This window comes from Xanthomonas sp. Leaf148, assembly GCF_001423585.1.
Classification (GTDB): Bacteria; Pseudomonadota; Gammaproteobacteria; order Xanthomonadales; family Xanthomonadaceae; genus Xanthomonas.
Map to the genome: position 1 here is coordinate 878,154 of NZ_LMOP01000001.1, position 21,827 is coordinate 899,980.

Sequence of the window (21,827 nt, forward strand, 5' to 3'; positions counted from 1 at the left end):
CCGGCGCATCAACGATTCACGACATCGTAGAACCATAGCCCGTCAGAATTTCCATTAGTGCCAATACCGGCGGCCTCAACCGCCTCCTTAAATACCCGATCACAAAAGACGCCATCGTTGAACGGAAGTTTAAATACATGCGCATTTCCGAGCACGTCACTCTTGAAAGCCAAGCGACTACCACCCGCAAGACTGTAATACTTTCCAGCCTCGTAATCGTCGCTGATTTTTATATCGAGTTCCGAGGCTTCCTCATCCAAAGCATCTAACGTGCGAACAACATCGCAAAGGAAGACGGTCGGACCTTTGGAGCCATCGGCCAAGCGATAGTCAGTATCAGCAAAGGCGAAGGCATCCGCATCCACAGATTCCATCACCTTGCGGAGCCGCTCGGAGACCAGCCAGTAGCCACTGAAGCCTCCCTCAAGATCCTGAGGCAACGTCCCTTCCATGGGGTTGTAGATCAATAGTGGCGTCTCTCTCAACGGAGGAAATCCGCCTTCGTCCGGCTGCAAAATAAGCCGGGGCGGCGTCAACAGAGCCTGCTCATTTTCGAAGATCACCCCGTGGCCCTTTCCTCCACGCCGGGCGTCCGGCAGCAGCTCGAAAAACTCGCCGACCTTGGGTTCGTTGATCGTCTTCGTTTCCATGTATCCGGTCTTCTCCATGTGGGTGTCAACCCATTGCTCTGCCTATGAGTCTACCGCCCTACCCTTTGCCATGCACAGCTGAGCGCGGGCGTTTCCGGCTGTATGGATAGTCATACAATGCAGCAACCTCAGACAAGGATAGGACGCATGCGGAAATACGAACTTATATCGCAGGAAGACGAATGGGGTTGTGCGGCTGCCTGCGTGGCATCGATCTTGGACATCCCATACCAGCGGGCAAAGCGCTTACTGGAGAAGGAAAAGTCGGGCGGAATAGACGACCACCCGGAAGGCTTTGAGATAGACGAGATAGCCAATGCTCTTTACAAGAAAGACGTAAAGGTCGTTGCAGACTGGAACCCTCCCGCGAAGCTGCCCAGTGGCACCATCGTGTGTATCCATAGCCGGGTCAGATATAAGAGCTATCACTACCTGCTCAAGGTTCCAGGCGGCTACATGGACCCTTGGTTCGACTTGAAAGATGGAGTCATGGAAGCGCAACTGCGCGCGGAACTACCCAAAGGGACCAAGCTTGTAGTGGCCCTTATTCCGAGCAAGAAATAAGGCTCTTAAGAGGAGCCGTAGCTTGGTGGATGTGAACCTTGAGGGCGGCAGCACGGGACTGCCGCTGTCGTCTGCTTCTAGGGACAGGTATGAGGGGGCGGGCTATGCCCACCCCTTGCTGCCAGGCTGGTGTGCTGACGCCCGCCGATGACCAAGTGGTCGAGGACCCGGATGTCGAGAAGTGCCAGCACTTGCTTCAGGCGCTCGGTGACCTTGCGGTCGGCTTCGCTTTGCTCCGGATTGCTGCTTGGGTGATTGTGGAAGAGGACGACGGCTACGGCATTATCGTATTCCAGCGCGAACTGGCCCGGCGCCAGAACCTCCCAGACGATGTGGCTGAGCGTATCTTGCGGCCTCCAGAAGCGAGCAGCACATCACCTTGAGGCCTCACACCGTTCGACGGGCATATGCGGCCGTTCAGCGGAATGAGCTAGGTTGGCCGGGTGTCCATTCGTCGTTACACACCCGAGCGCACGTAGCCCAGGCGTTTCGTCAGTAGCTCACTGAACTCACCAGTTGTGCCAAAGCTTACAACAACGTCCCCAAGTCGATGGGGAAGACTCCGTCTCCATCCAGCCCCTCGCCAGTCGGCTCGAACGAAAAAGCCCAGCTTTCGCTGGGCTTTTTCTAGGCCTTGGAAGGCGCTAGGTGTTGCAAGGCCTCGAGGGCTATGGCGCTATTATACCCATGCTCGCATCCCGGTCAAGACCCCAGTCTCATCGCGCTTGAGCGGCTGCCGCAGGGGGCGGCGGCGCCAGCAAGCTGGACGCACTTAGAATTTTGATGGCTGCCCGCTGAATCGCCGCAACGACGTCCCTAGGCAGCAGAGTCTTGACTGGCGCTCCTAGATTCTTGACTTGGAAAAGCCGCTCTTTGCTGACATGCGAAATGCATTCGGTGACCGCCCACCGTTCCTTTGCCTCCCAACTTGGAGTTGCAGGAATCAGATGACTCGGAACATGCACGTGAATGCCCCGATTTAGGGCGTCAATGTTTCCGGTTGAGGAAAGAGGAATTACTAGGCAGCAACCGTTGGGCAACTTACCGTTCAAAACGACCGCTAGTCGACGTTTGATGATTTCATTCGGCAGTCCGCCATCAAACATTGGCGTGAGGAGGGGATCGCGGAACCGCCCAAAATCGCATTCTAAAATTTCCCCCACCTTGGGGCTGTATGTAAGCGCCAATGCTTTTACCCCAAAGCGGTGAATTGTGCCAGAGATGCGTGCACTGCGTGCGGGAACGCCTGCCGCAACAAGCGTCGCTTGCACGTAACGAGGCTCACGAGAGCCGGCTTCCTTTGCTGACCGTGGCAACGCGTAGCCCAGCCAATGATGTATCGCCAGCACGGGGGAGTGCGCAGCTCCGCCCATCGCTTTTGCGCTCAGGCCGTGTTGGTGCGCGCGTTGAGCTTCCAACGCGCCACGCCTTGCTTCGGCATGTAATGTTGATGGTTCTGCGGCGGCGATGACGCTCATCGCCCAGCTATACGTATTGATCAGCGTATCGGCGATATCTCTTCACAATCGTCTTCGATCAAGCCTAATGCGACAACGATGGCCATCGGCCTCCCACACAACCCCAAGCACGCGGAACGCCTTCATTCCTGCTCCTTGGAAGTGCATCTGCCTTGGCGGTCTAGCTTCGGCAGGCTGCGCAGGTGAAGGGGTGGGCTATGCCCACCCCCTTGCTGCCAGGCTGGTGTGCTGACGCCCGCCGATGACCAAGTGGTCGAGGACTTGGATGTCCAGCAGACCCAAGGCCTGCTCCAGGCGCTTCGTGACTTTGCGGTCGGCTTCGCTGGGCTCCGGATTGCCCGAAGGGTGGTTGTGGAAGAGGATGACGGCGACGGCGTTGAGGTCCAGGGCACGCTTTGCTACGACTCGCGGGTGGACATCGCACCCGTCGATGGTGCCGCTGAAGAGGTGCTCGGTGGCCAAGATGTGGTGCTTGGTGTCGAGGAAGATGCATCCGAAGACCTCACGCGGCAGGTGGGCGCAGCGGGCGACCAGGTAGCTGCCGGCCTGGTCGGGGCTGTGGATGCGGCCTTGGCGTTGAAGGCGCTGCTCCAGGATATTCGCTGCCGCGAGGAGAATCCCCTCCTCGTCCATCTGAAGTTGATACTGGACTGCTCGGTCTTGGGTGCGCTTCATCGGCTCTTCTCCACCAGCGCGTTGTGCGCCTCGTGGGAACCGGCAGGCGAAGCGTCCGGCCCGACCGCACCCGGGAGTGAGCACCGCGCAAGCGGCGCGCAGCGAAGGGCCGCAACAGAGCGTCAGCGTCGAGGAGGAGGCCTGCCCTTGCGGTCGGGACAGCGGAGACAAGATTCCCTTCAAGAGGCCCAGCGCTGGTGGAGAAAACACCATGCATGCCCCCAAGGCTTGCGGACCAAGCGGCATTCGGATGGACGGGGTGACTGATGTCAGCAAGCGATGACTGGGCTGTGCAGCCAGTGATGAGCTACTGCGGACCTGTGCGTGCTTGCCCTGCGCAGCATCGCTGCGCATGCGAAGCACGCAGGCGTCGGGATGGGCTGGTCGGCACCAGCGGACTCAGACGTGTTCGTCTATGTCTTCCAGCCCGTGCCAAGACAAGATTTCCTCGGCCCGACGGCCCACGAACTGTGCATCCTCGCTCGTCGCTGCCTTGCTCTCGATAGCAGCAGCCATGTTGGCAAAGGCTTGCCAAAAATGACGGCGATCAGGACTTGAGGCCCGCAGGGCGGGCACCGCAGCATCCAGGCGTTCGAGGTGACGGCGAAGCTCGGCTCTGTCCATGGGCCTGAGTATCGGCAGTGCGGTCGCACCGCTTGAGACGCCGCCAACGCCACACAACTAGCCTCTTCAGGTGCCGAGATGGCGCTGCTCAAGCGCCCCGCGGGGTGAGCGACCATCGGGTCCCACGTCCGGCAAGGTCAGACTGCACTCCTGGCATTCGTCGCACCATCGGTGTCGCGCCCTATCGGATGTCAGAAAGTTCCGATCCAGGCATATCACTGCTTTGAATATAAATTCAGACTAACAATAATTGGCTAACATTTAACTCAAATTCATTTTAAAAATCGAGCAACAAGCTCATTTAGTTAGCTTATTTACTGCAAACAGTACAGAATTGACTGCGATAAATCGACGCAAATTCCCTCGCACCCCTTGTTTTATAAGGGTTTCCGCCAGGTAACGAATTGGCGAATCCGGGAAGCACCCCAGAGGGGACACCCCAACACCTAAGGACTGCGCCGGCAACGCAGATTTTTGTATCGCCCCCGTTGACGAATTTTCGTCCTGTCATATCCCTACTTCCATCTTTCGATGGAAGTGACCCATGACCGCTCTACCGTCCGCAGCACTCAACGACTACATCGCCTCGCCCTTCGGCCTCTTGCATTTGGAAGGCATCCACATCGGCCGGTTCCGCATCGACCGCGCCATCATCCGAGGTCGGGAAGCCGCCATCAACCTGCAAGAATGCATCCTCGCCGCGCTCGACGAAACCGGACGAAAGAGCGGCCTTAAGAACAGCACGCGCTATCCCGCTCAGCTGCCCATGGGCACGCCGGCGCGCCCTCTGGCCAAGGAGATCGAGGATCATCTGGAGGACATGCGTCGCCGGCAACTGGAGCCCAAAACTATCCAGTCCACCGAGCGCACGTTGAAGCTCCTGCTTCTTACCTGCGGCAACATCTCCGCGGCTCGAGTGGACTACTACCACATCCAAGCGCTCTGGAAACTGCTGCGCTGGGCCCCAAGGAACCTGGTGTCGGATCCGCTGCTAAAAGACCTCTCCTTCGACGAAGCGATCGCGCTGGGGAAAGAGCAAGACGTGCCGCCGCTCTCGCCTGCCACGGAAGAGCGTCACCGCCGATTCCTCGTTGCCTTCTTCAACCACTTGGTCAACGGACAAGCCATCGACTTGTCACCGATGAAGGCGTTTCGGAAGCCCAAAGAAGATCACACCATCAACCCCGACAAGGCGATCCGCTTGTTCGAGGACGCAGACCTGCAAGCCATTTTTGACCCCGCAACATTCATCCCCTGGGCGAAGAAACCGCAGTATTGGTGGGCACCAATGATCGGCCTCTACACAGGCGCGCGGGTCAATGAGGTTTGCCAGTTGAAGTTGACCGACATCATCGAAGAACGCGGGGTGTGGTGCATTGCTTTCCAGAAGACGTTGGACCAAGACTTGGCCGCAGACCCAAAGCGACGGCGGCGCAGCCGGCAAAGCATGAAGGGCAGTGGCTGCATGCGCATCATCCCCATCGCCAAGCCGCTCTTGGAGGCCGGATTCCTGGAGTTCGTGGAAGACATGAAAGCGATCGGCCACCCTCGGCTGTTCCCCCTCCTCTCCGCCGGCGTGAACCGCACGACAGGCGAGACCAATGCGCGTTACAGCCAACAGTTCGTGGTGGACTTTGGGCGCTACCTGAAGAGCCTGGGCTTCCCCAAGGGCATCGGGTTCCATGCCTTCCGCCACACGCTGGCAACCGAGCTCGATGTCAACGATGTTCCGGAGAAAGAGATCGCCTTGGTCACCGGCCATAGCACCGATCCACGGGACCGGGTCCAGGTGCTGCGCAGGCACTACCTCCACAAGAAGCCGCAGGTGACGCGCAGCAAGCAGATCAGCGCTTTGGAGCTGTATCAGCCCAACGTCGAGCTGCCGCGCTACCAGCGGGGGCAGTTCGCCAAGTGCTTGGCCGATCCGAGCAAGTTCTACCCATAACGCAAGACGGCTGGTCAGCATTGAATTCCGGCGCAGGGCGCTCTGTCCTCCTGTCAGTAATTCACTGCTGCTTGGCGACGCTAGGCTTGCCGGTAGCGCGCATGGGCTTCATGCTTCGCCCATTGATAAATGGAGAAACTGCATGAATTGCGAATGGATTGCATGGTGCGCACTTAAGCCAGAGGCTCAGGCTGCTTGGGTTCAGGCAATAGGCAGCGTTGTCGCTATTGCCGTCGCTGTTTTCGTGCCTAGAAGCTCGGACAATCGGCGAGAAAGTCGAGAGGCTGATAAGGAGAGGCGTGAACTTGCCGCGCACTCAGCAAGGGAGGCTCAAGAGCAGGCCAAAGAGCAGGCAGTTGCCAGATCGCATGCCGTCAATCTCATACGCGAGCTTCGCTCGATTAGCGAAGCCATGCAGAACCGGGTGGCGGATTTGGCCAGGCGTGAAGGTAGTCTCGTCGACACCCTCTCGAAAGCATACTTCTCAATCGGTCCGAGGGGAGGCAAAGCCGATCGCGATCGCAATCCTGAAGACACGAAGAAAGTATCCGAAATGGCAGATGCGCTTTCGAAGATGCTTCCTTCTTTTGAGGTATCTCAGGAAGTGAGAGAGAACGTTCCAAGACTGGCATTGATGCCGGGACTCGGTGACAGACTTCTCTCGCTAATCGTTTCCTTGGACAACCTGCACCATGAGACAAGAATGGCGATAAACCTTTTCAAGCAAGACACGTTTAAATCTGATCCGTTCCCCCCGCTTAAGAGGGCATGCGAACGGACCAAAGAACTTGCTGATCAAGCTAGCGAAGAGCTCATGAGGCTCTTCTCGGACGCGGCGCGAGTTGAGTGACAACGACAGGGGCGCATGTCTCCCCAGCTGCGGCCCCCCTTTGGCGGTCCGCGAGTAGTCCACACGCACGTCGTCCAGCATGAGATCCGGGGGATGGGGACAACGGATGGTGTCTCTGCCCAGTGCTACGAGCTACGAGCTACTAGCTGCCAGCCGACTCCGCCATCTCACGCAGGCGCTTCAACACCTCTTTTTGCTTGGACACGGGCAACGTGGACACGAGAAGGATGACCTCCGCGAGGAGGTCTGACGTCGCATGGAAGTAAGCCACCGGCAAATCCAACGCCTTTGCTAAGGCCTCAGCCGTCGCAGGGTCCGGGTCATGTTGCCCCGTCTCGTAGCGGCTCACACGCGTGGCTCCCGACACCGAGTCCACCATCCCAATGCGCTCCGCCAGCTCGGCCTGGGTCCAGCCCATGGCGATGCGCGCATGGCGCAGACGCGTGCCATAGACCGTGGCCGGTGTCTTGGGTTTGGGCATCGAGAAGATTGCACGAAAGCTGAATTTCCTCAGTGTGCCGCTTGGAAGCGGGCTTCTCATCTGCGAATATCGTAAATGCTGCCAGACCGGCGGTCTACAGGGGCTTTTCGTATGAAGCACACAGGACAAGGAGCTTTCACTGCGCTCTTGGCGTTGACGCTCGTCTCTCCACTCAGTGCCCAGGCCCAAGAGGTGCCGGAGCAGAAGCCCGGCTTTTTCCGCCAGCTCGGTAAGGGCTTCGCCGACACGGGCAAGCAGATGGTCGGCATCAAGCCGAACTCGGGCAGCAAGGCCGGCAGTCAGGGAACAGGCTCGATTTACACGCCCGTTAGCGGCGCTGGGAAGCTGCCCGGACTCTTCAAGGGCGATAACCACCAAGCGGCGCAGGCCGGGAAGCTGGAGTGGCCCCGAGTGGCGTTGACCTTCACCGAGTGGGGCGCTTCGCTGCCCTGCTGGACGGCGGAGGCCCGCATCTGGACCAGCCCCACGGCCTCGACCACGGAGACCTTCCGGACCTGCTTCGATGCCCCGCTGACCGAGACCGATGACTTGGGCGACACCGCTGAGCTCAACACCGCCGCTCTCTGGAAAGGCCGAGACACCCTCAACGGCATCCGCGTGCCGCCCAGCAAGCCCAACACCGGCACTCAGCGCTCCACGGGTCCCAACCCTCCGGCCCAGCCCTTTGTCGTCAACGTCAGCCGGCCCGGCCTGGCTGACCGCGCCGTGGACGTGTCGCTGCGCATCGCTTGGGTAACCGGCTTTATCCAGACCGCCGACCTGCACCCAGGACCCAGCGGCCTGCTGACGCCCTTGAAGGACACACGGATGTGGATCGCGGGGTTCAAGCCCGACGGGAACCGCGACAAGTAACCCTGCCTCCTACTTCTCAATCCCTCTCGCTATCAAAGGACAGACATGAAACACACAAGGATCGGCCTGGTCGCGTTGACCATGGCCCTGGGCCTGACCGCCTGCGGCGGCAAGCCTTCGTCTGACAATGCCAAGGAAGCCTTTGTCCAACTGCTGAAGGACAGCGGTGCCGGCCAAGTCACCGACGTCCAAAACTTCGAACTGACTGGATGCGTGGAAGCAGAAGGCGCCGACGGCTACCGCTGCGACACCCGCGGCCAAGCCGTGCTCAGCATTGAGGGTCGGCAGGTCCCCTTGCCGGTCAACAAGAATTTGCGCTATGCCAAGGCGGACGGGACGTGGAGGGCCTACGCCAAATGAAGACCCAATCGAATTCGATGGTTGAAACGTCGGTCGGTGCACTCGGTAGGGACGGCGGGCTGCGTGCAGTCCCCAAGAAAGTCATGACCCCTCACAACCGATTCTTCTGGTGGTTCTCGTTGAGTCTGCTCCTCCTGGGGCCATTCGGCTTCATCGTCGGGCCACTGATGGCTCGGCGAGGTTTGCGAAAAGCAGAGCGCCTCTACGCTTTCGAGGCTCACATGGCCCGCCAGCGCGATCGTGGCTTCAGCTGGTGGCAGTGGTGGGTCATGACGCCGCTTGGCTTCAGCTGACAGAGTGAAAAGCACCATCCGACTAAGGACATGCCGTCCATTAAAAAGCCCCGTAGCAGCGGGGCTTTTTTCTTGCCATCGTGACGAACGCTAAGATTCGTCCTCCAGAAGCCGACTTTACGCCGGCAGGGTAGCTTGGGGCCCAGGCTGTAATGGCCACTGATCGTGCTGCGTGGCCATCAGATACAATCGAAAAACCTAAAAAAAAGGATCGTCGATGAAAATCAAGATGCCTTCCTACGGAAAAATCTCAGACAAGACCATTCCTGAAATTGGTGATAGCGGATCATCCGAGCTGGAATATGGAGAACTTCCGGATCAAATTGGAGATCTGGAAGACCCAGAGTTAGCGCCAACCATCCCGGCACCCATAGCGCCCGACCCAAAGCTTTCTTCCAATACCTCTCTGGAATCTCAGGGAAAGTCGACAGCAACTATACCCGCACGTGCAACTGGCACCTGGAGTTCCAGGAGATACTATCTGGTCCCGCCCGTGGGAATTTTTTGTGCGCCAGAGCATGTTGAATTGCAAATGGCCTCAAGGTGGGCCGCCTACGAAATCCCAGGAGGTCAACTTATTGCGCATTTCGCCACGGAAGGAGAAGCGACGGTCTATCTCGAAGAACAGGGCTATCGGAGAGGGGAATAGGAATTGAGATCTCCTAGCTGCCCCACAGTCGCGGAAAATCCTGATTGGGTGTCCCGTCCGCTTTCGCGGGCCGGTAGACACTGCCAATCTCAATATCCTGAACGCGTGGCGCGTTCGCCGTGGATCGATTCTCCCAATTTGCGTGCCAGTGGTCGATACAGGCATTCGTTGCCAGGTCAGCTTCTTCCTTCGCCTGCGTGACGGGAAGCCGATGCAGCGCAGCCAAGAACGCCGCATTCCAGAAGTCTTCAATTTTCACAGATGCATCTCCTCTCGAAAGCAGCTGATCTAGCACGTAAACCTTGGTTGTCAATGGGGCCCACTGGCACTTAAAGGATCGGCCTCGCGCATCTGCGGACCCGATGGGCTAGCGAAGCACACCCAGTGGCAGCTACAATGGCAGGCCACAAAGCAGGACACCCTCCTGGTTTGCGTGGCTGTAGGAGAGTCAGGAAGTTGGATCGGGATCAGTACCTCCCCCTCTCTCCGCCAGTTTCATGATTTGCGCAATGACACCACTGTCGCAAATCGCAGGGCCATGCCAGTGGCCCACGTCTTATGGTGGCCCCGTCGGTCCCTCGCGACGCTAGATCGAAAATCCCGCCAGGGCCGGAAGGCAGCAACGGTATCGATTGATGCGGGCGCCGAGGTCAACCGGCGGGGACACCACCCTACTTGTCTGTGCACGCGCTGGATCGACCTGGTCGATGCTCCCGGCGCAGGTCATTGCCTGGAATCGGCAGTATCCGTCACGGAGCGTGCTGCGCGCCACGCTCAAGATCTTCGCTTGCATTGCTGCCGCCCGTAGCGACGGCGCCAGACATCTCCGCAACGGGAACGCCCTGCTCGACGCGTAGCGATCGATGCGGGCGCCAAGGTCACCCGTCGGAGATTTTCCCAACCTTCCCGCATGCCTCAGCGCGCGGACAATTGCCGTGCGCGCTTCAGGGTAGCTGCGGCAGCTTCTTAGGCCACACCAGCTAACTTTTGGCGCGGCATGATCGAACACGACGGCGCCCGCCAAACCGGCAGCCCCAGCAGTGCATCACGCCACCGCACACACGCGGTTGAGGACGTCACTGCGACTCAGGATGCAACCAGCCCGCGTCGCCTTCCAGGTAATGCTCGTGCTTCCAGATCGGCACGCGCGCCTTGACCTCGTCGATGATGTAGCGACACGCGTCGAACGCAGCGCCGCGGTGCGCCGCACTGACGCCCACCCAGACCGCCATGTCGGCGATCTGCAGCTCGCCGACCCGATGCACGCAGTGCGCATGCACGATGGCGAACCGGCGCACGGCTTCATCGAGCACGCGCTGACCTTCGGCCTGCGCCAGCGCGGCGTAGGCTTCGTAGCGCAGCCCGGCAACGCCACGGCCTTCGTTGTGATTGCGCACCCAGCCTTCGAAACTGGCAAATGCACCGGCATGCGGATGCGCGGCGCCGGAACGCAGCTGCTCCACCGGCAATGGCAGATCGGAAAGCGCAAAGATGGCCACGACGTCATCGCTCACGCTCAACCTCCCGACACTGGCGGAATAAACACCACTTCGCTGCCATCGCGCAGCGCATCGTCCCAGCGCGCGAAGGCGCCGTCGACGGCAACGCGCAACTGCGCAGGTGTCCAGCGCAGGCCGTGCCGCGCATCGAGTTCGGCATACAGGCCACGCAGATCCGGCGCGCTGGATTGCACACGCTCATCGGCGATCCCGGCCGCTTCGCGCAGGCTGGCGAAATACAACACCGTCACCATTGCAGTCATTGCGCCACTCCGATATCGCGCTTGCCGCCACGCTTGGACACCAATTTGGTCGGCCCGATGGTCATGCCGTGCGATAACGCCTTGCACATGTCATAGATGGTCAGCGCAGCCACGCTGGCGCCGGTCAGCGCCTCCATCTCCACACCGGTGCGATGCACGCAGCGCACGGTGCAGTGAATCTCCAGCACCTGCTCGCCTGCCCAGTCGATCTCGAAACGACAGCCATCGATCGGCAATGGATGGCAGAACGGAATCAGCTCGTGCGTGCGTTTGACGGCCATGGTGCCGGCGATCACTGCGGTCTCGACGATGCCGCCCTTGGCGCTGCGCAGGCCGTTGGCGCGCAACTGCGCGGCGACGGACGCCGGAAACCGCACCCGGCTGGTCGCCGTGGCGCTGCGTGCGGTGACCGCCTTGTCCGAGACATCCACCATCGTGGGCAGCCCGGCATCATCCAGGTGGGTCAGGCGTGCGGAACGGGATTTTGCAGGCATGGGAAACGACACGGTGATAGGCAATCAGGATGCGGCATTGTCGGTGAATGGGGTGCCTTGATGAAACAGCCGCCGTGATCATCCGGGCCCCTGTGCCATAACGAGCTGCGCAACGCATGCCGTTCGAGCCCACCGCTGCCATCGACCGTGGGGCACCGCAGCTGCGCGAGATCCGGCGCCTGCAGAACGCACGCGAAGGCATCGGCGTGGCAACCACCAACAGCGGCACTAGAACGCGGCGCGGCGATGACGTCGCACCGCGTGCAGTGGCGCTCGGACGCGGCGGACTCCAGAAATTCAGAAATTCAGGATCGAGCCGTGCTTCCAGCGCCTGCGTGTCGTCATGCACCCGTGGATCGAGCAAGCGCGACTCCAGCGCGCACCTGCCGCTGAAGGGTGCGCGCACTCATCCGCCGATCAAAAACATCTCGACCGGCTTGCCGCGACGCGGTTCCGATGATGCACGCACTTCACTGTAGCGGTCGCCACGCATGCTCCAGCGTTGACGCAAGTGTGTCGCCAACCCTTGCTCGCCGTCGGCCAACGCCGGCTTCAGATCGTGGCCCTGGCTGGCGAACAGGCAGGTGTACAGGTGACCGTCGGCCGACACGCGCGCGCGCTGGCAGTCGCCGCAAAACGGCACGCTGACCGAACTGACAAATCCCACCTCACCCGCGCCGTCGACAAACGCGTGGCGTTGCGCGACTTCACCAGTGTAATTGGCGTCCAGTGCCATCAGCGGCCAGCGTGCGTGAATGCGCGCGTGCAACTGCGCAGAGCTCACCACCGCTTCCGGCGTCCAGCCGTTGCAACTGCCCACGTCCATGAATTCGATGAAGCGCAACACATGCCCGGTGCCGCGGAAGTGCTCCACCAGCGGCAGCACCTGATCTTCGTTGACGCCACGCTGCACCACGCAATTGATCTTCAACCGTTTGAAGCCGGCCTGTTCGGCGGCGGCAATGCCGGCCAGTACCTGCGCGATGTCGCCACGGTCGCCGCTCATGCGCTTGAACAGCGCCGGCTCCAGCGCGTCCATGCTCACCGTGATACGGCGCAGCCCAGCCTGGCGTAGCGCGTTGGCCTGGCGCGCGAGCAAGGTGCCATTGGTGGTCAGCGCCAGATCCTCGATGCCGTCGATGGCGGTGAGTCGCGCAACCAAGGTCGGTAAATCGCGACGCAGCAACGGCTCGCCACCGGTCAAGCGCACCTTGGTGACACCCACCGACACGAACGCCCGCACCAACGTTTCCAGCTGGTCGAAGCTCAGCCGCTGTTGCGCATCGAAGCCGTAATCGTCGGGCACGCGGTCGGCCGGCATGCAATAACCGCAGCGGAAATTGCAGGCTTCGATCACCGACAGGCGCAGATCGCGCAGCGGGCGACCGTAGCGGTCCTGCATCGGGGCACCGGTCAGGGTCGGCAGCGACAAGGCGCCCATCAGCGCACCGTGTCGGCGGTCGGGTCCGCCAGCGTCAGGTGTTGCCCGGGCACAGCGACCCGATGGCCGAGTGCACGCAGCACGTCGCCGTCGGCGTCGCTGGCGTAGTGGTACAGCAGCATGCGGCTCAACAGGTCCTGCGGGTATTCCCGCTCCAGATCATCCACGCCAGTATGCGACGGGTTGCCGTGAACACCGCAGTCATGCGCGATGAGCTCATTGTCGTCCGCATAACGCTTCAGCATTTCCGGGATCGGCCGGGTGTCGCCGGTCCATACCAGCGCCCCTTTCAGACGCAGCCCGTAGGCCGTCTCCGGCCAGTGGTGGCGCACCGGGAACACCTCCAGCCGCACCCCGTCGTGCCAGAAGGCATCGCCGACCGGCACCAGCTGAAACGCATCCCAGAAGTTCGCCCCGCCCTCGGCCAGCACGTTCGGGTAGTCAGCGATGCGCCGCTGCAGCAGCGGCACTACCGGCGCCGGCACATACAGGCGCGTGCGCCCGCGTCGCTCGGAGAAGTAGCTGTCGACGAACACCCGCTCCAGCCCGCCGACATGGTCCAGATGCACATGGGTGATGAAAATGGCTTGCGGCAGGTGGCCGTAATGCGCTTGATAGGCGGTCAGCCCCTCGCTGCCGCAATCGATGGTCAGCCACGGCGCGCCAGCACGCTCGATCGTGGCCATCGGCGAACCGAGCGCCACCGCCGACGCATTGCCGACCCCCTGCACGCGCAACGCCCACTGCATCAGTAGCCCCGGCCCCAGGCCAGCTCGTAAGCGCGATGCAGCCGCTCGTAATCCTTGTCGACCTCTTCGCGGCTGCGATTGCCGCGCAGCTTCAACAGCGACCGATGCAGCCGCTTGAGATTGCGCTCGCGCCAGCGCGTGGCCGGAATGCGCAGCACGCCACGGTCGAAATCGATCAGCCAACCATGCCCGCCGGCATCGAACAGGATGTTGTGCGCGTTGAGATCGGCGTGATCCAGGCCGGCGCGATGGAAACGCGCAATCAATTGCCCGGTCGCTTCCCACGGCGCGCCACGCCCAGCCACCTGTGCATGGTCGGCCAGCGAGCGCACATCTTCCAGCCGCTCCATCAACAGCGCCGCGCGATAGCCCAGGCCTTCGCGCAGATAGCAGGCCGCCAGGGGACGTGGCACTGGCAGCTTGCGTGTGATCAGTTCGCGCATCAGCCGGAACTCGGCAAAACTGCGTGTGCGCCCCGCGCCTTTCCACACATACCGGTCGCGGCTGACGCGCGCGGCCATGCCGCCGCGCAGATACTGCCGCAACACGCTGCGGCCGAACGGCGCATCCACAAACCAGGCACCGCCGCGCCCGCCTTCGTCGACCGGCCGCGCCCTGTCGCCCCAGTGTTGCGGCGAAAACAGCTCGGCGTCGGCTTGCCGCAGCCGTTCGCGGTCGAACAGAATGGCGCCATAGCCGCGGCCCTCGCGGTACGGCGTCAGCGCTTCGGTGGCGTCGAAAGAAACCATCTATCGAGTCTAACAACACCATGGCTGTAACGCCTGCATCGCTGTGTTTGCTGCGCTTGTCCGCCCTGGGCGACGTAACCCATGTGGTGCCGCTGGTGCGCACGCTGCAGGCGGGTTTCCCGCAGACGCAGCTGCACTGGATCATCGACAAGGCCGGCCTGAAGCTGCTCGACGGCCTGCCCGGCGTGCACTTCCATGCCTACGACAAACGCAGCGGCGTAGCGGGCATGCGCGCGCTGCGCCAGGCGCTGGCTCCGCTGGGACGCTTTGACGCCTTGTTGCAGATGCAGGTGGCGTTGCGCGCCAATGTGCTGTCGGCATTCGTGCCGGCGCGCCGCCGCATCGGCTACGACCGCAGCCGCTCCAAGGATCTGCACGGTCTGTTCGTCAACGAACGCATTGCCGACCGCCCCGGCATCCACGTGCTCGACGCCATCGGCAGCTTCGCCGAGCCGCTGGGCCTGCGCCAGACCCAGGTGCGCTGGGACCTGCCGGTACCCGACGCTGCGCACGCCTGGGCGCGCGCGCAATGGGACGACGATGGCCGCCCGGTGCTGATGATTTCCCCGTGCTCCAGTCACGTGCGGCGCAACTGGTATCCCGACCGCCACGCTGCGCTTGCCGACCATGCGGCGGCCCAGGGCTGGCGCGTGGTGCTGTGCGGCGGCCGCAGCGAACTGGAACGCAGCACCGCCGATGCCATCGTGGCGAATACGCATGCCCCAGTGCTGGATCTGGTCGGCAAGGACACCCTCAAGCAGCTGCCTGCGCTGCTCGCCCGCGCCAACCTCGTGGTCACGCCGGATTCGGGACCAATGCATATCGCCAATGCGATGGGCAGCAAGGTGCTGGGGTTGCATGCGGCCAGCAATCCACGACGCAGCGGCCCGTATTCGGACGTGCGCTATTGCGTGGACCGTTACGACGCGGCGGCGCGCAAGTTTCTGCACAAGCCGGCCGATCAGCTCAGCTGGGGCACCAAGATCGAGTTCGACGATGTGATGTCGCTGATTACCGTCGACGACGCGATTGCTTCGTTCGAGCGCTATCGGGCGGATCATCTCCGCTAACGGCCGGCGACCGGATCTGTCCAAGTGATGGCCGGATCCGTCTGGCGAATGACGCGTCGCGCCGCTCTTCGTCCGCGCAAGGACTGAGTCACTTGGCAGCAAACCTTCAGGCCGATGCACCCTGCATTGCGCAAGACGTCTATCGCGATGAAAGACGGCCCTCGCATCCGTGCGCCGACTGGTACCGGCGCACTCGGCCCATCACTCCGCTCAGGCGCCAGTCGCACGATAGTCTTGGTAGGACTTCTCTTCCACGTACGAAGACCCCAGCGCCAGGTTGATGTCCTTCTTGATCCGCGCGCGCTCGTCGTTTTCGATGTAGACGCTGCGCGCCAGCTGCACGAAGCTGTCGTCGAAGGTCTGCGCCTGCTCCTTGAGCCGGATGTCGTCTTCGATCACCCACAGCCGCTCGTTGACGGCCTTGAGCTCGGCGCGCAGCCGCACGATGTCGTGGCCGGCAGCCGGATGCGCCATCCAGCTGGTTTCCAGCGCAGACAACTCGTTCCGCACATTGGCCAGCTTGGCCGCATCGCGCATGCGCTCGGACTTGATCTGCAGGATCGCGATCTTGTCGAGCAGCTCACCAAAGGACACGGGCACCAGGATCTCGGACATGACAAGCCTCCAACGGGGATCGAACGGATTGTAGTCATCGCAACGACAACCGACTGCGACACATAAACAAAAGCCCCCTTGCGGGGGCTGATGCGAATCTGGCGGAGAGGGAAGATTCACTCGGCACTACGTGCCTTCGCCCTGCGGGCGGCTTCGCCGTGCAGACAGCGATGCTGTCTGTCGAACCCGGGGCTTCTCACCCCCCCAATGACGCCGGCAAAACTCACGCGGCACTGGCACACCTTGTCGCCTCAATCTGGCGGAGAGGGGGGGATTCGAACCCCCGAGGCGCTATAAACGCCTGCCTGATTTCGAGTCAGGTACATTCAACCGCTCTGCCACCTCTCCAGATGGTCCCCAGTGTCCTGGGGCCGTGCATCATACGGGCACACGCGCCAGGTCACAAGCGGCCTGGGCCAGCGCCGGGCGGCCCGGCCGCCGGCCCGGCGTGAACCGGCACTGCGATTGGCGCGATCGCTGTGTTGCTGCCGGCCGGTCGGGCCGCGATGATGGGCACGCATCTTCTCCCTGGCGACCCGGCCCCATGCTCGAATTCGGACACCTCACCCACGTCGGCCTGCGCCGTGACCTCAACGAGGACACCTATTACGGCGATAGCGAACTGGGGCTGTGGCTGGTGGCCGACGGCATGGGGGGGCACGCCTGCGGCGAGGTAGCCAGCGCGCTGGCACGCGAAACCATAGTGCGCGAAGTCCGCGCCGGCACTCCGCTCGCGCAGGCGGTGCGCATCGCCGACGAAGAGATCATCAAGACCTCGCGCCGCTGCAACGACACCTTGCCGATGGGCACCACCGTGGTCGCGGCACGCGTGCTGGGCCAGCGTTTCGAAGTGGCCTGGGTCGGCGACAGCCGTGCGTATCTGTGGCGCGACGGGCGGCTGGCGCAACTGAGCCAGGACCATAGTTACGTGCAGGAACTCATCGCCCAAGGCACGCTCACCAGCGAGCAGGCGCGCGCGCATCCGCATCGCAACGTGGTCACCCAGGCACTGGGCGTCACCGACCCGGCGCACCTCAACGTTGCCACCATGCAGGGCGAGCTGAAATCAGGCATGCAGCTGTTGCTGTGCAGCGACGGGCTGACCGAAGAAGTGGACGATGCGACGATTGCGGCGACCCTGTCGCAGGCCGATTGCAGCGCACAGGAATGCGTGGAATGCCTGGTCGCCGCGGCACTGGATGGCGGCGGCTCAGACAACATCACCGCGATCCTGGTGCGCAGCTACTGAGCAAGGCTGCGCAGCGTCGATGCCGGACGTCAGCCTTCGAGTCCGCCGCAGACCTGCTGACGCCCTGACCATACGCGGCACATGCCGTCGATGGCATGTGCCGCAAGCAACGGGCAGCAGCGCCGCCACCGCCGACCTAGCCGGCGACTGCGCTCTCTTCGACGGGCGCATCCCACAGCGCGCGGCCGGCCTTCTTGCGCAACTGCGCTAGCCGCGCCTCGTGCGCCTGCGATTCCGACGCAGTCACCACCACGCGCGGGCGCGGCAGCAGCAATGCGGGGTCGAACGCGATCATGCCGCTGCCCTCATTGTTGTTCTGGCCGGCATCGGCGCTGGCAAAGCCGATCTCTTCCTGACCCGACGTCAGCGCGATATACACATCGGCCAGGATCTGCGCATCGAGCAAGGCCCCGTGCAATTGGCGATGCGCGTTGTCCACGCCCAAGCGTTTGCAAAGGGCATCGAGCGAATTGCGCTGCCCCGGGTAACGCTCGCGCGCCATCATCAAGGTATCGACCACGGTGGCGCGGTCGATGATGCGGCCGTAGCCATTGCCCAGCAGCGAGAGCTCGTTATCCAGAAAGCCCAGATCGAACGCAGCGTTATGAATGATCAATTCCGCGCCGTCGATGTAGGCGAGGAACTCCTCCACCACATCGCCGAATAACGGTTTGTCCGCCAGAAATTCCAGGGTCAGCCCGGTGACTTCCTGCGCACCCGGCTCGAAATCGCAATCCGGCTTCAGATAGCGATGAAAATTGTGGCCGCTCGGGCGCCGCTCCAGCAGCTCCACCGCACCGATTTCGACAACGCGGTTGCCCTTGCGCCATTCCAGGCCGGTGGTTTCTGTATCGAGAATGATCTGACGCATGAATCCTCTTACGCAGTTGCAGCGCCGCCGCGCTGGGCGATGGTGGCCTGATGACGGGCAAGCACGTCGACACGCTCGTTGTCCGGGTCGCCATTGTGGCCTTTCACCCAGCGCCAATCGATGGTGTGCCGCTGGGTGGCCGCGTGCAGCCGCTCCCACAGTTCGCGATTCTTGACCGGATCGCCGCCAGCGGTTTTCCAGCCGCGTCGCACCCAGCCGGACATCCACTCGGTGATGCCCTGGCGCACGTACTGCGAATCGGTATGCAGCACGATCTGGCACGGCTCGGTGAGCGTTTCCAGCGCCATGATCGCGGCCATCAATTCCATGCGGTTGTTGGTGGACAGCGTTTCACCGCCGGCCAATTCCTTTTCGCGGCCGTTGTAACGCAGCAGGGCCGCCCAACCGCCCGGCCCCGGATTGCCGAGGCACGAGCCGTCGGTATGCACTTCAATTGATTTCATCAGCTTCCAGAGTTGTCGCGTACTAAGGTCAGATCGTGGCCACCGGTTGCGGCCAGCGCGTTGGCCGCGCAATCGGTGTCGGCGCAATCGGTGCGGAGGCGCGTTTTTCCACTTCGAGTAAATACACCGCGCGCCATGGGGCACGACCAGGATCGGAGGAACCGCGCCCGGTCCGCCAGATCGGCCCGAGATAGCGCTCGGTTTCCACACACTGCAAGCCGGCCTGCTGCGCCAGCGATCGCCAGCGATCCGGGCGCAATGCCACCGGGCCGCGCCGCGCCCAATGAAACCGGTACGGGCTCAGCGGATTGAGCGTGAACAACCAAAGCCGCCCGCCTGGCATCAACAGCCGCTCGCATTCGCCCAGAAACTCCGCCGCACCGCCAACCACCGCATGCTGCACCACGATGGCCTGCAGGCTTTCGGTGGGCAACGGAAACGGCATTGCGCACCGGGCATCGCCAGCAAAGCGTCCGGCACTGCGAAACAGGCGCAGCCCGCGGCCATCGAGCAACTCGCGTGGCGGCAACTCCTTGGTCGGCGCCACCCACAACCAGGGCTGTGATGGTCGCGTCTGCAGCGCCTCCAACGCCAGGCGGCGCTCGGACTGGAGCAGGCTGCGCCCCGCATCCGTATCAAACCAGGATGAGACGCCAGCTTGACGGGAGAATGGGGCGGCAGGCATGGTCCCAATTCTATGCGACTGACCGCCCTGCCCGCATTCGACGATAACTACATCTGGGCGCTGGTCGCCGCGGAGGGCCGTGCCGTCATTGTCGACCCGGGCCAGGCCGAGCCGGTGATCGCCGCCGCCGCGCGCGAAGGCTGGACGCCCAGCGCGGTGCTGCTCACCCATCATCATGCCGACCACATCGGCGGCGTGGCAGCGCTGCAGCAGCGTTGGCCCGAGCTCGAACTGTTCGGCCCGGACGACGAGCGCATCCCCGCAGGCGCCCGCCGCGTCGGCCAGGGCGAGCGCTTGCGACTGCTGGACACCAGCTTCGATGTGCTGGAGGTGCCCGGCCACACCCGCAGCCATATCGCCTTTGTGACAGACCGCCACCTGTTTAGTGGTGATACCCTGTTCAGCCTAGGCTGTGGGCGGATGTTCGAAGGTACCGCTCCTCAGATGTTCGACTCGTTGCAGCGCCTGGCCTCTCTGCCCGGCGAAACGCTTGTGTGTTGCGGCCACGAATACACCCTGGCCAACGCGGCCTTTGCGCTGCACGTCGATCCCACCAACGCTGCCTTGCAGCGCCGTCAACAGGAAGCCCAGGCCATGCGTCAAGCAGCCCGTCCTACCCTGCCGATTTCGCTCAAGAGTGAACTGGCCACCAATCCGTTCTTACGTACCAGCCGTTCCGAAATTCGCACCGCAGTCGCACCGCGCGCAGCCGGCGCACTTTCCTCTGAAGTAGATGTTTTCGCCGAACTTCGGCGCTGGAAAGACGAATTTCGCGCATGAGGCGCCTGGTTCTGGCAGTGTTGGCCGCCTGCGCGGCCATCGCACCGGCAGCCGCCTCGTCCAACGACGCAAGCCGCCTCACATCCGTCGACAGCACCGCTGTCGCGTCCAACGCTCCCAGCATGCGCAATGGGCGTGAGATCTTTTCGTCGTTCCTGGAAGGCCGTGCCGACCCGGGCTGCGACAGCGAACACAGCGACACCCGCTGGGAACAGCATTTCTCGCGCGCCCCGGCCCGCCTGGCCGATGACGCGCAGGATGTCCTGCCGCTGTTCGGGTATGTGGTCGACGAACTGCGTGCCGCCGACATGCCGACCGAATTTGCGCTGATTCCGTTTGTCGAGAGCGGCTACCGCCCTGGCGCGCGCAACGGCAGCGGCCCGGCTGGCCTCTGGCAGTTCATCGCTACCACCGCGCGCAACCACCATGTGCCGGTCGGCGCGCAGTACGACGGCCGCCTGTCGGCAGTGGACTCCACCACCGCAGCGGTGCGTTATCTCAAAACGCTGTATGGCATGTTCGGTGGCGACTGGCGACTGGCGCTGATGGCCTACAACGCCGGCGAGTACCGCGTCCTGCAGGCAATGCGCAGTGCCGGCATGAACGCGCAGAACGCGCGTCCGTCGGAGTTGCCGGGCATGTCCAAGGTCACTTACGACTATGTCGAAAAGCTGCATGCACTGGCCTGCGTGCTCGATCACGCGCAGCAACAGGGCACGCTGCTGACATCGCTGGATCGCCCAGTGCCGGTACTGACCGAACATGCGCTTCCGGCCGGTACCAGCCTCAATACGTGGGCCGGGCAGCGTGCGATTGAACCGCAACTGTTGGCGCGCCTGAATCCTGCAGTGGCGGGCGCCCGTGCGGCACCCAAGGGTGTCCATGTGCTGGCCCCTGTCGCGGCAGCCCAACCTGGTTCCAGCGGTGCAGTGGTCGCGCTCACCTCCGTGAACATAGACACCGATACGGCTGGCCGTTCAACAGCGGTCGCCACCATCACACCTACCAAGGCATCCCGCTCTTCGCCCGCCCGCACCACTCACACCGTACGCAACGGCGAGTCTGCATGGGCCATCGCACGGCGCTATGGCATTACGGTCGCCACCCTGCTCGCCAGCAACGGCCTGGACAAGCAGGCCGTGTTGAAGCCGGGCATGGTGCTGTCGTTCAACGACACGCCCTGAGCAAGCCGCTTGAGCAGCCGCGCCAGCGGCTGGTCATCACGAGCCTTCGCTGTCTCGATAGCCGTCGCTTAAGAACACATCCAGGCCTCGAGAGCGCTTTGACCGCTGCTTCTGCATTGCATGGCATCGCGTGCGTCTGGATAGCGCGCTGGTCGGCACAGCAACGTACTGCATCGACGAACGAGTCATCGGACTTCAGCGTCCCGCACTGATTTCAGCTGCCCGACTTGAGAAAGAGGGGCCCGCATGGTCCAAGAGCGGCTGGAGCAGCG

At 62.5% G+C, this 21,827-nt stretch carries 26 protein-coding genes, 1 tRNA gene, 1 other RNA gene and 2 pseudogenes; 12 read left to right on the forward strand and 18 right to left on the reverse strand.

Going from position 1 to position 21,827, the window contains the following annotated elements; all coding sequences use genetic code 11:
• Positions 1-8: 8 nt before the first annotated feature.
• Positions 9-650 carry a DUF1629 domain-containing protein gene (locus ASF90_RS03565; protein WP_156364950.1) on the reverse strand — a complete coding sequence of 214 codons (642 nt, stop codon included), beginning with the start codon at positions 648-650 and terminating at the stop codon, positions 9-11.
• Between the two features lie 147 nt (positions 651-797).
• On the opposite strand from ASF90_RS03565, the gene ASF90_RS03570 reads away from it, so the two are divergent.
• Complete coding sequence (locus tag ASF90_RS03570) at positions 798-1,214, forward strand: hypothetical protein (RefSeq protein ID WP_236699186.1); 417 nt, start codon at positions 798-800, stop codon at positions 1,212-1,214.
• Positions 1,215-1,291: 77 nt separating this feature from the next.
• Here ASF90_RS03570 and ASF90_RS21310 read toward each other — a convergent pair.
• The 4 genes and pseudogenes from ASF90_RS21310 to ASF90_RS03585 form a co-directional block, all read right to left on the reverse strand.
• Positions 1,292-1,513 (reverse strand): annotated as a pseudogene (locus ASF90_RS21310) (JAB domain-containing protein); the annotation flags it as partial.
• Positions 1,514-1,930: 417 nt separating this feature from the next.
• Positions 1,931-2,692, reverse strand: a complete 762-nt coding sequence (locus ASF90_RS24060) for a type II toxin-antitoxin system PemK/MazF family toxin (protein ID WP_236699187.1) — start codon at positions 2,690-2,692, stop codon at positions 1,931-1,933.
• A 195-nt stretch (positions 2,693-2,887) separates the two neighbouring features.
• Entirely contained in the window at positions 2,888-3,367 is a 480-nt protein-coding gene (radC, locus tag ASF90_RS03580; protein ID WP_055845911.1) for a DNA repair protein RadC, read from the reverse strand.
• Positions 3,368-3,766: 399 nt separating this feature from the next.
• The gene (locus ASF90_RS03585; protein ID WP_055845914.1) at positions 3,767-3,991 is read right to left on the reverse strand and encodes a hypothetical protein; all 225 of its coding nucleotides are present in this window, start codon (positions 3,989-3,991) and stop codon (positions 3,767-3,769) included.
• A gap of 544 nt (positions 3,992-4,535) precedes the next feature.
• On the opposite strand from ASF90_RS03585, the gene ASF90_RS03590 reads away from it, so the two are divergent.
• Complete coding sequence (locus ASF90_RS03590) at positions 4,536-5,936, forward strand: site-specific integrase (protein WP_055845916.1); 1,401 nt, start codon at positions 4,536-4,538, stop codon at positions 5,934-5,936.
• A 142-nt stretch (positions 5,937-6,078) separates the two neighbouring features.
• Positions 6,079-6,786, forward strand: a complete 708-nt coding sequence (locus tag ASF90_RS23180; protein WP_156364945.1) for a hypothetical protein — start codon at positions 6,079-6,081, stop codon at positions 6,784-6,786.
• Between the two features lie 142 nt (positions 6,787-6,928).
• On the opposite strand, the gene ASF90_RS03600 is transcribed toward ASF90_RS23180, so the two are convergent.
• Positions 6,929-7,327 carry a helix-turn-helix transcriptional regulator gene (locus ASF90_RS03600; RefSeq protein ID WP_236699188.1) on the reverse strand — a complete coding sequence of 133 codons (399 nt, stop codon included), beginning with the start codon at positions 7,325-7,327 and terminating at the stop codon, positions 6,929-6,931.
• Positions 7,328-7,378: 51 nt separating this feature from the next.
• Between ASF90_RS03600 and ASF90_RS03605 the strand changes: the two genes are divergently transcribed.
• From ASF90_RS03605 to ASF90_RS23185, 4 genes and pseudogenes are all read left to right on the forward strand, one after another.
• Positions 7,379-8,140 carry a hypothetical protein gene (locus ASF90_RS03605; protein WP_055845925.1) on the forward strand — a complete coding sequence of 254 codons (762 nt, stop codon included), beginning with the start codon at positions 7,379-7,381 and terminating at the stop codon, positions 8,138-8,140.
• A gap of 45 nt (positions 8,141-8,185) precedes the next feature.
• A complete protein-coding gene (locus ASF90_RS03610) occupies positions 8,186-8,500 on the forward strand; it encodes a hypothetical protein (RefSeq protein WP_055845928.1) in 315 nt (104 codons plus the stop codon).
• Positions 8,497-8,781 (forward strand): annotated as a pseudogene (locus tag ASF90_RS03615) (hypothetical protein); the annotation flags it as partial. The gene ASF90_RS03610 and the pseudogene ASF90_RS03615, both read left to right, overlap by 4 nt.
• A 229-nt stretch (positions 8,782-9,010) precedes the next feature.
• Positions 9,011-9,442, forward strand: coding sequence for a hypothetical protein (locus ASF90_RS23185; RefSeq protein ID WP_156364946.1), 432 nt, complete (start codon positions 9,011-9,013; stop codon positions 9,440-9,442).
• Between the two features lie 13 nt (positions 9,443-9,455).
• Here the strand turns inward: ASF90_RS23185 and ASF90_RS23190 are convergent, their stop codons facing one another.
• Entirely contained in the window at positions 9,456-9,701 is a 246-nt protein-coding gene (locus tag ASF90_RS23190; protein WP_156364947.1) for a hypothetical protein, read from the reverse strand.
• A 308-nt stretch (positions 9,702-10,009) separates the two neighbouring features.
• Between ASF90_RS23190 and ffs the strand changes: the two genes are divergently transcribed.
• Positions 10,010-10,106, forward strand: an RNA gene (gene ffs, locus ASF90_RS21320) — signal recognition particle sRNA small type.
• Between the two features lie 412 nt (positions 10,107-10,518).
• Here ffs and ASF90_RS03620 read toward each other — a convergent pair.
• The 6 genes from ASF90_RS03620 to ASF90_RS03645 all read right to left on the reverse strand — a co-directional run bounded on the left by ASF90_RS03620 (position 10,519) and on the right by ASF90_RS03645 (position 14,637).
• Positions 10,519-10,962, reverse strand: coding sequence for a molybdenum cofactor biosynthesis protein MoaE (locus tag ASF90_RS03620; protein ID WP_055845930.1), 444 nt, complete (start codon positions 10,960-10,962; stop codon positions 10,519-10,521).
• Complete coding sequence (locus tag ASF90_RS03625; protein ID WP_055845933.1) at positions 10,959-11,204, reverse strand: MoaD/ThiS family protein; 246 nt, start codon at positions 11,202-11,204, stop codon at positions 10,959-10,961. The genes ASF90_RS03620 and ASF90_RS03625 overlap by 4 nt, the downstream gene beginning before the upstream one ends.
• Positions 11,201-11,698 (reverse strand): cyclic pyranopterin monophosphate synthase MoaC, encoded by a 498-nt coding sequence (gene moaC / locus ASF90_RS03630; protein WP_055845936.1) that lies wholly within the window; start codon positions 11,696-11,698, stop codon positions 11,201-11,203. The genes ASF90_RS03625 and moaC overlap by 4 nt, the downstream gene beginning before the upstream one ends.
• A 406-nt stretch (positions 11,699-12,104) precedes the next feature.
• Positions 12,105-13,139, reverse strand: coding sequence for a GTP 3',8-cyclase MoaA (moaA, locus tag ASF90_RS03635; protein WP_055845939.1), 1,035 nt, complete (start codon positions 13,137-13,139; stop codon positions 12,105-12,107).
• A complete protein-coding gene (locus tag ASF90_RS03640) occupies positions 13,139-13,888 on the reverse strand; it encodes an MBL fold metallo-hydrolase (RefSeq protein ID WP_055845943.1) in 750 nt (249 codons plus the stop codon). Before ASF90_RS03640 ends, moaA begins: the two co-directional genes overlap by 1 nt.
• Positions 13,888-14,637 (reverse strand): 3-deoxy-D-manno-octulosonic acid kinase, encoded by a 750-nt coding sequence (locus ASF90_RS03645; RefSeq protein ID WP_055845945.1) that lies wholly within the window; start codon positions 14,635-14,637, stop codon positions 13,888-13,890. Before ASF90_RS03645 ends, ASF90_RS03640 begins: the two co-directional genes overlap by 1 nt.
• A gap of 20 nt (positions 14,638-14,657) precedes the next feature.
• On the opposite strand from ASF90_RS03645, the gene ASF90_RS03650 reads away from it, so the two are divergent.
• A complete protein-coding gene (locus ASF90_RS03650) occupies positions 14,658-15,707 on the forward strand; it encodes a glycosyltransferase family 9 protein (RefSeq protein ID WP_055845947.1) in 1,050 nt (349 codons plus the stop codon).
• 210 nt (positions 15,708-15,917) lie between these two features.
• Here ASF90_RS03650 and ASF90_RS03655 read toward each other — a convergent pair whose 3' ends face one another.
• Complete coding sequence (locus tag ASF90_RS03655; protein WP_055845950.1) at positions 15,918-16,322, reverse strand: DUF6165 family protein; 405 nt, start codon at positions 16,320-16,322, stop codon at positions 15,918-15,920.
• 257 nt (positions 16,323-16,579) lie between these two features.
• Positions 16,580-16,670 (reverse strand) — tRNA-Ser (locus ASF90_RS03660).
• Positions 16,671-16,866: 196 nt separating this feature from the next.
• Between ASF90_RS03660 and ASF90_RS03665 the strand changes: the two genes are divergently transcribed.
• Entirely contained in the window at positions 16,867-17,571 is a 705-nt protein-coding gene (locus tag ASF90_RS03665; protein WP_055845953.1) for a PP2C family serine/threonine-protein phosphatase, read from the forward strand.
• 136 nt (positions 17,572-17,707) lie between these two features.
• Here ASF90_RS03665 and dnaQ read toward each other — a convergent pair whose 3' ends face one another.
• Genes dnaQ through ASF90_RS03680 form a run of 3 tightly spaced genes read right to left on the reverse strand, consistent with a single transcriptional unit; the run spans position 17,708 to position 19,591 of the window.
• Positions 17,708-18,442, reverse strand: a complete 735-nt coding sequence (gene dnaQ, locus ASF90_RS03670; RefSeq protein ID WP_055845954.1) for a DNA polymerase III subunit epsilon — start codon at positions 18,440-18,442, stop codon at positions 17,708-17,710.
• An 8-nt stretch (positions 18,443-18,450) separates the two neighbouring features.
• Positions 18,451-18,906: a ribonuclease HI gene (rnhA, locus tag ASF90_RS03675; protein WP_055845957.1), complete on the reverse strand. Its 456-nt coding sequence runs from the start codon at positions 18,904-18,906 to the stop codon at positions 18,451-18,453.
• A gap of 28 nt (positions 18,907-18,934) precedes the next feature.
• Positions 18,935-19,591 (reverse strand): hypothetical protein, encoded by a 657-nt coding sequence (locus tag ASF90_RS03680; protein WP_055845960.1) that lies wholly within the window; start codon positions 19,589-19,591, stop codon positions 18,935-18,937.
• A 12-nt stretch (positions 19,592-19,603) separates the two neighbouring features.
• Here ASF90_RS03680 and gloB point away from each other — a divergent pair, with 12 nt between their 5' ends.
• Together gloB and ASF90_RS03690 are read left to right on the forward strand one after the other, a co-directional pair.
• On the forward strand, positions 19,604-20,371 hold the full coding sequence (gene gloB, locus ASF90_RS03685; RefSeq protein WP_055845963.1) for a hydroxyacylglutathione hydrolase: 768 nt from the start codon (positions 19,604-19,606) through the stop codon (positions 20,369-20,371).
• Positions 20,368-21,555, forward strand: a complete 1,188-nt coding sequence (locus tag ASF90_RS03690; RefSeq protein ID WP_055845965.1) for a lytic transglycosylase domain-containing protein — start codon at positions 20,368-20,370, stop codon at positions 21,553-21,555. The genes gloB and ASF90_RS03690 overlap by 4 nt, the downstream gene beginning before the upstream one ends.
• The last annotated feature ends 272 nt before the right edge of the window (positions 21,556-21,827 follow it).